The 11,130-nt window shown below is 46.7% G+C and carries 8 protein-coding genes; 1 reads left to right on the top strand and 7 read right to left on the bottom strand.

Going from position 1 to position 11,130, the window contains the following annotated elements; all coding sequences use genetic code 11:
• Positions 1–917 precede the first annotated feature (917 nt).
• The 7 genes from H6F50_RS21410 to H6F50_RS21380 form a co-directional block, all read right to left on the bottom strand.
• Positions 918–1,571, bottom strand: a complete 654-nt coding sequence (locus tag H6F50_RS21410) for a PEP-CTERM sorting domain-containing protein (protein WP_190430266.1) — start codon at positions 1,569–1,571, stop codon at positions 918–920.
• 322 nt (positions 1,572–1,893) lie between these two features.
• The gene (locus tag H6F50_RS21405; protein ID WP_190430265.1) at positions 1,894–3,084 is read right to left on the bottom strand and encodes an NF038130 family PEP-CTERM protein; all 1,191 of its coding nucleotides are present in this window, start codon (positions 3,082–3,084) and stop codon (positions 1,894–1,896) included.
• A 766-nt stretch (positions 3,085–3,850) separates the two neighbouring features.
• Positions 3,851–5,020 (bottom strand): LL-diaminopimelate aminotransferase, encoded by a 1,170-nt coding sequence (locus H6F50_RS21400; RefSeq protein WP_190430264.1) that lies wholly within the window; start codon positions 5,018–5,020, stop codon positions 3,851–3,853.
• 105 nt (positions 5,021–5,125) lie between these two features.
• Complete coding sequence (locus tag H6F50_RS21395; protein ID WP_190414928.1) at positions 5,126–5,449, bottom strand: thioredoxin family protein; 324 nt, start codon at positions 5,447–5,449, stop codon at positions 5,126–5,128.
• A 755-nt stretch (positions 5,450–6,204) separates the two neighbouring features.
• A complete protein-coding gene (locus H6F50_RS21390) occupies positions 6,205–6,981 on the bottom strand; it encodes a PspA/IM30 family protein (RefSeq protein ID WP_190430263.1) in 777 nt (258 codons plus the stop codon).
• Between the two features lie 244 nt (positions 6,982–7,225).
• Positions 7,226–7,981, bottom strand: coding sequence for a PspA/IM30 family protein (locus tag H6F50_RS21385; protein WP_190414930.1), 756 nt, complete (start codon positions 7,979–7,981; stop codon positions 7,226–7,228).
• 161 nt (positions 7,982–8,142) lie between these two features.
• Complete coding sequence (locus H6F50_RS21380) at positions 8,143–9,525, bottom strand: SPOR domain-containing protein (protein WP_190430262.1); 1,383 nt, start codon at positions 9,523–9,525, stop codon at positions 8,143–8,145.
• Between the two features lie 158 nt (positions 9,526–9,683).
• Here H6F50_RS21380 and H6F50_RS21375 point away from each other — a divergent pair, with 158 nt between their 5' ends.
• A complete protein-coding gene (locus H6F50_RS21375) occupies positions 9,684–10,253 on the top strand; it encodes a DciA family protein (protein WP_190414932.1) in 570 nt (189 codons plus the stop codon).
• The last annotated feature ends 877 nt before the right edge of the window (positions 10,254–11,130 follow it).

Below are 11,130 nucleotides of genomic sequence, written 5' to 3'. Positions count from 1 at the left end.
CTTTGGGATTTTCACGCTTGATTGCGCTTATGAATTACTTTCACGGTGCAGTTCCTATCCCCCTACAAATGCAAGATTTCCTATTTTCTGCTGCCTAGAGTGACAGAAGAGCGATATCAGTGCCATTGGAGTGAAGTTCAGGTTTAGGCGAACTTAAAAATTGACGTGCTGGGGTATTAGCAGGATACTGATCCTCTCAGCATGGCTTAGTGTATCTCTGGCTAAGGGAATTCCTAATGCCTGAAAAACTTTCAGCAGCGTTGCAATGTATGGCACTCCCAGCAAAGTCGGAATGAATTCAGATAGGCGAGTACTCTGGCAAGACAATTTTGATGATTTGTTCCAGAGGTCATTAATGGCGTCTCTAGGGTAAACAAACTCTTTAGATTAAGCGGGGCATAGTACAAGACGAGTGACTCCTGAAAAGCATCTTTTCATCCCTCAGTTGTTCAAACTAGACTCCTCAACAAGTTAGCTGTTTCGTTCCCACAATGCTCCAGAAGCTCCAAGAGCAAGGATTCTAGGGACACTGTCTTCGGGTGCATCTCGTTTTTAAAAACATTATTTATCATTGAGAACCCTACTCTAATCCCCGTGAATCAGAATTCTTCCTTGTCTTGGCTCCGAAAAACGGGGAGATTAAAGAGGGTACGGGGAGAGTGAATCTTGCCTTGCTTCGTGAACGGGGGATTGAGGGGGTTCCTGCATCTCAGAAGTATCTATTTGAGGCAATTGGTGAAATGGTATCACCTGGAAAAATGCCTAAAAGAAGCGAAGGAAAAATAGAATTTCTTCCTCACTGTTTACGGTAAGGGATGAGGTGCCATTCCGGATTGCAACAACGCTTAAATTGCAACAAAAAAAGGGAGCAGATAGCTCCCTACTTTTTTAGGCTAAGACTGTGGAAGGTGCAAAATTTATGCTGCTTTCTGCAACTTGCGCTTAGCAGCAAAGAACCCAGCCAAACCAATTAAACCTAACAATGCGGAAGGTTCGGGTACGTCGAGGGGCGTTGCTGTCTGGGAAACCTTGAAATTTACAGATGCTTTAACAGGGACTTTTCCAAAAATAGGGCTTGACACAGAACCTAACGCCAAACCTTCACCAGAAATATTACAGGTACCACTCAGGCACACTTTAATCTTATCGAACTCATAGCCTTTTACAGTCAAGATATCGGTAATCTTGTTGTAAGAGAAATTAAACGTAGAAAGAAGATCGTCCGGACTATAGCTTAAACCCTTAAAGATGGAGCCAAAACCGCTAAAAGAATTGATGGAACCATTATTACTGAGGTAACTACCAAAATAATCTCCTAAATAACTGAAAGGATGATCGACGGTTAGTTCTGAATCTCCTGCATCTTGCAGCCTACCGCTGAGATTATCGATAACGTAGCTCTTGTCTACATCCACGGTGAAATCCCCGAACAAGGAAACAGTGCCACTGACCTTCCCAGAGTAATCGAGTTTTGTCAATTGGGCTGCCTCAACAGGAGCCATACCAATTGTGCCCAAAGTGACAAGTGCTGCTCCCGCAGTAGCGATTGATAACTTTACATTTCCTAACATTTTGGTGTCTCCATCAGTTCTAGGATTGTGCTTTCGTACAGCCACCCCAACCGGATTATCAAGCGTGTTGTCGGTTTTGAGCTTCAGGTGGTACTGGACTTCTTGGCACCCTCAGATATGTCTGTCTATTTTTTACTACAACTGTCATAATTTAGTGGTATTTACGGAGAAGTTGGTAAAGATACCGTAAATTTACTGTGATGTTTGTATAAAGAAAAAATCGGCCCGTCTCTTTCTCTTGACGGTGCCGATTAAATTTACGATTTTTAGCTGACTATTGACACTGCTAGTTTTTTATGTAAAACCGCAGTGACTGCACAATTTAGGCTTTTTTCAGCATCTTACGCTTGACGGCAAAGAAACTACCTACACCGAGTAGACCCAGCATGGCTGAGGGTTCGGGAACTGATTCTGAAGGAGGAACTTCGCCTTTGAGCGTGACTTCATAGTTACCGCTATGAGAGATACCATCGCCTTTTTCAACTAGCCCAGAGTTTGTGGCGCTAAAGCTGTAAAGGTATTGAGCTGGGCCACCATTATAGGCAACCTTAACGATTTCACTAGCTTGGATGACTAGATTGGTATTGTTGATAAAAGCGGTCAGCGGGTCTAATTTAGCTGAGACACCTAATATTTGGGCATCTAATGTCTTAATTGTTCCAGGTAATGTAGCGATGGCAGTGTTAGCGTCACTAATTAGACCGTTCACTTTTTTGATCTCATTCTGGATCAGAGTTTTTTGAGTACTTGTGGTGGCCTTGTTTAATTGAATATTCAGATCATTGAGTGTCGTTTTCAGCTTAGGAAGTGAGATTGTTGCTGTATTTAGTGCCGTTTGTGCCTGAGTGCGAGTTTGTACCAGTGTATTGTAGCCACTCTGGATCTTAGCTTGGGTAGGTTGAAGTGACTGTTGAATCAAAGATGCCCCATTCAGGTGACCAGCCAACCCAACGCGGATAGTACCATCATTGTCCTGGTTGACGTAGGAGAGATTCGGGTCGCTAAATCTCTGAAGTCCCCCACCTGCTACAAAAGCATCCAAAATTTCAGTTTGGGTATTTGCTCCCAGTAAGGGACTGAGATTGTTGGCAACGATTAAATCATTCAACCATTTCTGAGCCAAAGTTGTGCCACCAACATCGGTATTCCAGTCCGCTGCGGTGAGGCTGCTGAGGGTAATGCTCTTACCACCGATGGTGCCTTGTAAGCTGGAGACGCCGGTGTAGCTTGTGTATGCGGAGTTGCTCAGGGTTTCACTATTGGAAAATAGCTCGATGTTTCCAGTTGGATTAGCGCTATTTCCGCCTAGAACTTTTTGCTCATTAACCCAAGTGCCGGGGGTATTGTTTACCTGGAACGTGTTTGTAGCGTCGGCGTCGTAGGTTAGATAGGGTGCTGCTCCAGTAACGGTAGCATTTTTGATGGATGCAGCGGATGCTGGGGCGCTAGCGATCGCACTGAGGCTTGCCAACACTGAAGCGCTGAGCAAAATTTTCTTGATAGTACCTGTCATTTTGTGTGTCTCCACAAGTTGTCTGTCTAGATGAGTTTTGCTTGATAACGCGCACAGTAGCTAGGGCGCGGTCAGTTTTCGATCGGGGTTAACAGTTCCAAATAAGCAGGGACAACAATCAAGCGCCCGTCTTTTTAGCCTGCTTTTTGTTATTTGCTTGTCTCTATCTAATATAGTCAAATAACTAGTTTTACTCGGTAAACTTTTGATGATTTTTAGTAAAGTTTGAGTAAAAGATTGAAGGCAAAAAACAATTTTATTTCCCCGTATACTGACCGTAGTAATACACAGTAATAGGAGACCTAAACCTAGAAATAGGAAGGTTATCCAAAATATGAATTCTGTCAAGAGTAGTTTCCATGAGTTTTAAGCTATGGGGCATTTAACCTGCCTAACCTTTAGGGACATTGCCTCTCATTAGTTGTTACAGAGGCGATCGCTCGCATCTATACGTTAGTGGCAACCGCTTTCTCCTACGGCTGACTGCTGACAGCAAAGCATCTATTTGAATCTAGGTGGTATTAAATGTCTAAAAACTTACTGCTTCTAACTGGTTTTTGCGCTTCCAGTTGTTTCTTATTCCGAGAAATTTACGGATAAGTTAGTGAACTGATCGTAGATTTACGGTTATGTTGATTGCAGAAAAAATAGCTCCACTCTCTTTTTGAGGCGAAGCTAATCAGTCCTTGTGCATTTGATTTGACTATTTACTTGGCACACGCAAGATAAGACTTGCAGCCCTTTTAGGCAGCGAGCGCTGGTATTCTCACTTAGACATGACCGGGGATATCTTTTCAACCGCCATTTCTAATACTTCTGGATCGTGTACCAGCGCAAACCGTACATATCCTTCTCCAGATTTACCAAAACCGGCACCGGGTGAGGCAGCAACGCCAGTGGTTTCTACCAAATAGGTACAAAAGTTGATGGAGTCCTGTGCCCACGGTTCTGGCAATTTAGCCCAAACATACATGGTGGCAGATGGGGTAGGAACCTCCCAGCCAATTCTGTGAAGCGCTTTGACAAAGGCATCCCGGCGTTGGCGGAAGATTTCAACTGCCGCTTTAACACCCTCTTGAGAGCCACTTAGGGCTGCGATCGCTCCATTCAAAATTCCTTGGTATTGGTTGAAATCAACTGCCGCTTTCACCTGGCGCAAGGCGCGGATCAGATTTGCATTCCCAATCGCGTAGCCGATGCGAAAGCCGCCCATGTTGTAAGACTTCGATAAAGTAAAAAACTCAATCGAGACGCTTTTTTCAGGGTCGGCTTGTAAGATTGAGGGAACCGCAACGTCTTCAAATACCAGGTCGGCGTAGGGAAAATCGTGAACCAGCACTAGATTATGACGCTGGCAAAAATCAACCGCTGTCTGGAAAAAAGATAGGGGCGCGATCGCAGTTGTGGGGTTGTGAGGATAGCTCAGTACCATCATCCGTGACTGAGCCAAAACCGGCAAGGGGATCTCCTCAAACACTGGCAAAAACCCATTTTCTGCCCGTAGTGGCATTGGGTAAATTTGACCACCAGCTAGGTAAACTCCCCCAGCATGGGATGGATAACCAGGGTCAAGCAGTAAGGCAAAATCCCCTGGATTCAGCACTGCTAAGGGTAAATGAGCGGTGCCTTCCTGGGAACCAATCAGGGTCAGCACTTCGGTTTCCGGGTCAACCGGAATCCCGTATTTCTGGGTGTACCAGCAAGCGGCAGCTTGGCGAAAAGCTTGAGTGCCGTGAAACAGCAAATAGCCGTGGGTTTTGGGGTCAGATAAAGATTGGGCGATCGCGTCGATAACACGATCCGAGGCTGGTAAATCGGAGGAACCCAGCGATAGATCGATGATATTTTGTCCCGCCGTCCTGGCTTTTGCCTTAGCCCGATCCATATCGGCAAACACATTGGTTTGCAAGGGTTGTAAACGCTTGGCGAACTGCATATTTAGTCTTTAGTCCTTAGTCTTTAGTCCTTAGCCCTTAGTCTGTTGTCCGGTGTTTTTTGTCTCTCACCGAGCGATAACCAATGACTAATGACTACTGACTGTTTACAGGTGAGTTTCCAGGATACTCATTAATTTCTGCTTCCCAATCGCTCCCTCATAAGATTCAATCACCTCACTGTCCTTAAACAGCCTGAGAGCTGGAAGACCTTCTACTTTGTACTTTGCCACAGATTCGGGATTGGGGTCGCTTTCCATTTTCACGACCTTGAGGCGATCGCCATAAGTTTCCGCAGCGGCTTGCACGACTGGCGATACGAGGCGGCAAGGGCCGCACCAAGACGCCCAGAAGTACACTAATACTGGCTGAGTGGCTTTCAGGACTTCTGTTTCAAAGTCTGCATCATTAATTGAGATTGTGCTGCTCATGTCACCCCCGATTGACATTTATATTATTGCTTCACCTACTTAACACGGTATTCAAAACCGTTGCTAGTGGGCAGGAAAGCAATCAAGGTTTACGCCTTATTGATTGTAATACAGTACCTCAGGCGGTTCGTTGGGAATGGGGGTACATCAAGGAAATTTGCGATCGCACTTGATGAGTATAAAAGCTTTATTTATAGTTTTAATCCGGGCAATTTATCTATGTTTTCTTATTTTAAGTAGTTAAAACTTTGTTTTTCAAGCAAACTTATGTCTAATTAATAACCGTTGATTCACGACTTTTTCAAAGTTTAATAATCGACCTAGGCACGCTCGGAATCACCAATCCTTACCCCTTTGGCATCAATGTTGCTCGCTTTCGCTAAAACCTACGCCAGCAAGCGAAAATTTATCCTAAAATCTTCAACTAGCAACGCTTCTGAACGTGCGAAACTTATCTGTGTTAAATAGCACTAAACTTCAGAGAAATTTTGCTAACTTCAGCCCTAAACTAAAGTTTTGGCTAAAACCCAAAACCTATCTAAACGGGTTCAAACGCTTACTAGGAAGCTAAAGGAAGCTTTAGCTTTAAGCTGGAAATTTATTTTCAGGCTGCTTGCGTCAATACAGTTTTCCTTAAGTCAGCCAGTTATGGCAAGATAGACCCTCTTAATCCCATCGCCAACGAGTGTCAGATGAATGCAGAGCGGTCTATCAAAGTTTTGATTCGTAGATAAGTTATCGAAAAGTGCAGGAATCTATAGGTTATCCAATTGCCTTTTCAGGTCTTCTAATTCGTTATCAACTGCGGAATTAGATTTAGGGGTAGAGGAAGTGGTTGGGTTTCCTGCCGGTAGTTGCGCTTGGGTGGTGGAAGAACCAGTCAACTGCGCTTTCATTGCTGCTAATTCGTCATCAACATCGTTGCCGGATTCGAGCATGGCAAATTGCTGATCTAAATTATTGCCAGTAAGCTCGGCTGCTGCTGTGGAACGGGCTTCTAGTTCCAAAACTTTTTCTTCCATGCGCTCGAATGCACCCATTGCGGTGCTGGTTCCCAAGCGTCCCACGGTGTTTTGTAGCTGCTCCTGAGCCTTAGCAGCTTGTGCCCGTGCCTTGAGCATATCTTTCTTGGTCTTGGCTTCGGAAATTTTACTTTCCAAGGCAATCAAGTTGCGCTTGAGGGTGTCTACCTGAGTGGTTTGCCCATCCAAGCTAGTTTTCAGGGTAGCGGCAGTGTCAGCGTTTGTCTTCTTGCGTACCAGTGCTTCTCTAGCGAGATTTTCATCGCCTTTTTGCAGAGCCAACTGGGCGCGGTTTTGCCAGTTGTTCGCTTCGGTTTGGGCTTGGTTGTATTGTTGCTGAGTTCGTTTTTGGGTGGCAATGGATCTAGCAACAGCCTGACGCAACTGCACCAGGTCTTCCTGCATATCGATGATGGACTGCTCCAGAATTTTTTCTGGGTCTTCAGCTTTGCTGACCACATCGTTAAGATTGGCTCGGACGACTCGGCTAATGCGATCGAATAATCCCATGACGCTGTTTATCCTCTTGGCGTGTACTAATGTAGGTATTTCCAGGCTTTGAAAGTAGCCTTGAGCAAGTTCAATTTAGGAGGTCAGGTTTTCCATCGGTGCAGTAGTCGGCAATTGCCTCAAACACCATTTCTAGTCTAGGGCGCTAGGCAAGAGTGACTTGGGCAACCTTCAGGAATCGTTAAAGACCCAACACTTTTCTTCCTAGTCTAGAAACTTCTAGTCCAAAGCGGTAGTTTCCAGATCAAGAACTTTCCAGTTGGGAGCGAATTTTTTGTAATTCGGCATCTTGGCTAGGGTCAAGTGCCTGCTGACTAGACGGCAGTTGCGGTGCTTCAGTGCCTTGGCTCAGCTGAGCTTTCATGGTAGCTAATTCGGTATCAATATCCCCAGCATCTTCCAGGGAGAGAAATTTCTTTTGCAGGTCATCGCTTCCGAGTTCAGCGATCGCTTCTGACTGCGCTTCTAGTTGCAAGACTTTTTCTTCCATGCGCTCGAAGGCGGTCAGAGAACTGGCAGTGTTAACACCACCTAACATCTCATTAATTTTCGCAGATGCTTGAGCCGAACGAGCGCGAACGATGTACATATCTTTTTTCGTCTTGGCTTCCGAGATTTTGCTCTCTAGCGATCGCATATCTTGCTTGAGCCTACCGACGACTTGATTTTGTTGCTCGATCTGCGCCTGCATTGCTTCTGCTGTTTCCTGATAGGATTTGCGCTTGGTGAGGGCTTGGCGGGCTAAGTTTTCATCACCTTTTTGCAGTGCTAGTTGGGCGCGATTGTACCATTCTTGAGAGGTAGACTGCGCTTGGTTGCATTGTCGCTCAGTCCGTTTTTGGGTAGCGATCGCTTGAGCCACCGCCTGCCGCAGTTGAATCAAATTCTCCTGCATTTCCATAACCGTTTCTTCCAGGATTTTTTCTGGATCTTCCGCTTGTCCAATCAGACTGTTGATGTTGGCTCGAATTACTCGCAAGATGCGGTCGATCAATCCCATGTCAGTTCTCCATTCACAACGCACGGGTTCAGTGGAGCGCGGTCACTCGATCGCGAACACGGCAGCGAACCCCTAAAAGCAGTCGCCCTCTTAGGGCATCGCAGTCCCAGTAGCAACGTTAACAGAATGCTAGGTTACTTTCCAACTCAACCACCTCCAGCTTAAGGCTGATCGACCGCCGCAGAAATCCCCTGTGTCTGAAGCTCTTTTACCAATGTTTGAGCCTGAGATTCTTTCTTGAATGCACCGAGATAAATTTGAGTGCCTTCTGGCGATAAATAGGCATCGGGAACAACCTTTCGCGCCTGTTGCAAGGAGCTTTCGCCATTGTATTTTACAAACACATAATAGAAGCCCTCTGGATTCGGCGCAGGAGTTGCCGCAGTCGGGGAGGGTTTCACACTCGGTTGTATACTCGGTTGTCCAGAGGCGGGGCGTTGCGGCAATCCTGGGAGAGGGCTGGCGGGTGTAAGGGGCACTGTTGCGGCTGGCGGCAGCCCTGGAAGCGGCACCGAGCCAGATTGCCCAGATGAGGAGTTTGCGGGGGCAGGTGAACTGGGTAGCGGGGAAATTGTTGGCACCGCTACTTGGGTTTTGGGTAAGCCTGCCACATTGGCTCTTGAAGCTGGACTGGAAGATGGCAAAGTGCTTAAGGTATCCAAATTTACGTCCACAAACTCGTCAGTCGCCAGGTTTGGGCCACTTGGCGCAGCTCCAGATGCTGGGGCATTGGTGGTTGGAGTTGTTGCCGTTGGAGTTGTTGCCGTTGGAGTTGTTGCCGTTGGATTTTGAGCAACGGTGGGAGTGCCTGACTCCTGGAAGCGATCTAAACCTAGAAAACTGAGGCTGCCAGGATTCGTCACCAAATAGCCCAAGGTGGCAGTTGAAAATAGCAACAACAACAAGGAACCAACTCCTAGTGGAGTCAGCAGGCTATCCAGAAAACTGCGTTCTGAGCGACGAGGAGCTGACGCCTCTTCTTCCACCAAACTTCGCAGAAGTTGTTCGGAAGATTCCAGATAGTCATTGGGAGGGACGTGCGTTGAAGTTGGATTGACAAACTCCGGTGGCTCTGCTGCTGGTTCTGGATGCCAAGCTGGCTCCTGGGGCGGCGTGGCGAAGGTCGCTAGTTCCGCTCCAGGAGCCGATAAGTCAAAAGATGGCGCGGGTGCGGGCGGTGTATACCCTGTTTCATTCTGGATCGTTGTCTCAACTCCCTTGCCTTCCAGATTTGCTGCCTGTGGTGGGCTGGCTGGCGGCGGTTGCGGTGGCGGTGGGGATGCGGGAGGCTTTGCTGGGGCGGGTGATTGATTCCTGCCTCCCGTAGCACTCACGGAAATTAAGTCGATAGGTTTGTTGCGAACCCGATCGTGATTCATGCGGGGGGCAGGCGACGCCCCACGTCCCCCTCGTTCGCGTCGGTATCGAGATAATTCTTCTTCTAACTGCACGTCGAGACTGCCCAGAGCTGCCTGCAAGGCTGGATTGATGGACTGGGCGGGGGAGGGGCGAGTAGAAGACTCAACCGAATGACCTTGACTCATAGCTTTAGCTACTGACGAATCTTGGAGAGCTGACGGATCTCTTTATTACACGTTGTTTTCTGCTTGAAGGCAACCGTAACCCGAATCTGCTGTCTTGGTTTTGAGTACGATCGAGCAAGAGGATCGATCGTTCTGCCATTTAGCTGGGGATTTGTTGGATGTCTTTTAAATCTCTTCATCATATCTTAGGGGCTATCGAAAATCAGGCGGCGTGGCAGGCTAGCCAAGAATTTCAGCGGTTACTCAAGTGTTGGCCTTCGGTGGTGGGAGTGGCGGTGCAGGCTCAAACGCGACCGATTTCCATATCGAGGGGCGTTTTGTCGGTTGCTACATCCAGTGCTGCTTGGGCACAAACGCTGACTTTTGAGCGTCAGCGAATCCTGCAAAAGTTGAATGCCCATCTAGGTAGCAATTTGGTTGATATTCGCTTTTCGACGGCTCAGTGGCAGAAGAAGCCTGGTTCTAATCGTTCCTGGTATGCACAGGAACAATCGGTGGCATGGAAAGAGCATCCCAGTCGAGTTGTTGAGGGGACATCTTCACCGTCGTTGAACCAGAAGGCACAACTGAAAGAACCCCACCAAGCTTTTCAACATTGGGCGGAGGGTGTGCGGGAGCGATCGCAACATTCACCGCTTTGTCCCCAGTGCCAGTGTCCCACCCCTCCAGGAGAACTCCAGCGCTGGGCTGTGTGTGCCCTGTGTGCTGTCAGGCAATGGAAAGGCTAGCTTTCAGTAGATTCGGTGCCATTAAGCCGAAACAGCGATTGGTACTAGGTCGCGGGCAACGCTTGCTTTCTCTGGTGGCACCCCTCAAACCCCACAAATCATCTGCATCGCTTGAATTTATTTAGGTCTATCTGCTTAGTTCCTAATTCAGACCGGAATGTGAAGTTGTTTTGTATCGTATGTTACAGATGCCAGTTTCCTCTCCGTTACATCTTGTAACTTGGACGCCTGCGTAGCCTTCTGTACAAAAGTCTTCTCAGGCGAAGCTTGTATGCCACTAATGCCCTGAATTTATGGCATCAATACTATTTCCCGATTGCTTCGCCCGTATGCTGACATCCTTACTTCCTAAGTAGTTACAGGGAATGTAATGATTTTAATTGCTTACTAAGGCTGACTCAAAGAATTTTAGAGGCAAAAATCTCAATTTAGTCGAGCAATGCAAAGTTTGTCATTTAAATCAAGAGATAAACGACTGAATAAATGAGCTAAATTTAGTCTTTTCTGAAACGGATACGCCTAAGGTTTGTCTTGATCCCCATAGGGTTTTGTTAAAAAATGGTATTGTTCACGAGATTACTTACTATAGATAGATGTGTCCCTTTTTAATGTTTCATGTGTCTGTCTATTACACAAAGCTAAAGAAAATCTAAATCAGTATTTGTACTTGGGGATCGCTAGAACATAGACGGGGAATATAGATTCCAACATTCCAAACTCTACAACCGTTAATAGAGAATTTTAATATAAAGCATAGATAAAACTTCTCCTAAAGAGGACTCCCATGAAGACCTTAAATACTGTAACTTCTGCCTGCCGGTATTGTCAGTATTACAAGCCCGAAGGGCGTCGTGGGGGTCTTTGTCAGCAACTCGGC

The organism is Coleofasciculus sp. FACHB-712, from assembly GCF_014695635.1.
Lineage (GTDB): Bacteria > Cyanobacteriota > Cyanobacteriia > Cyanobacteriales > FACHB-T130 > FACHB-T130.
This window is presented reverse-complemented; position numbering and strand designations above follow the sequence as displayed.

Bases quoted from the DNA above. Each gene is read 5' to 3' on its own strand.
- H6F50_RS21375 (WP_190414932.1), top strand. From the start codon at position 9,684: ATGTCTTTTAAATCTCTTCATCATATCTTAGGGGCTATCGAAAATCAG.
- H6F50_RS21380 (WP_190430262.1), bottom strand. From the start codon at position 9,525: ATGAGTCAAGGTCATTCGGTTGAGTCTTCTACTCGCCCCTCCCCCGCC.
- H6F50_RS21410 (WP_190430266.1), bottom strand. From the start codon at position 1,571: ATGTTAGGAAATGTAAAGTTATCAATCGCTACTGCGGGAGCAGCACTT.
- H6F50_RS21385 (WP_190414930.1), bottom strand. From the start codon at position 7,981: ATGGGATTGATCGACCGCATCTTGCGAGTAATTCGAGCCAACATCAAC.
- H6F50_RS21390 (WP_190430263.1), bottom strand. From the start codon at position 6,981: ATGGGATTATTCGATCGCATTAGCCGAGTCGTCCGAGCCAATCTTAAC.
- H6F50_RS21395 (WP_190414928.1), bottom strand. From the start codon at position 5,449: ATGAGCAGCACAATCTCAATTAATGATGCAGACTTTGAAACAGAAGTC.
- H6F50_RS21405 (WP_190430265.1), bottom strand. From the start codon at position 3,084: ATGACAGGTACTATCAAGAAAATTTTGCTCAGCGCTTCAGTGTTGGCA.
- H6F50_RS21400 (WP_190430264.1), bottom strand. From the start codon at position 5,020: ATGCAGTTCGCCAAGCGTTTACAACCCTTGCAAACCAATGTGTTTGCC.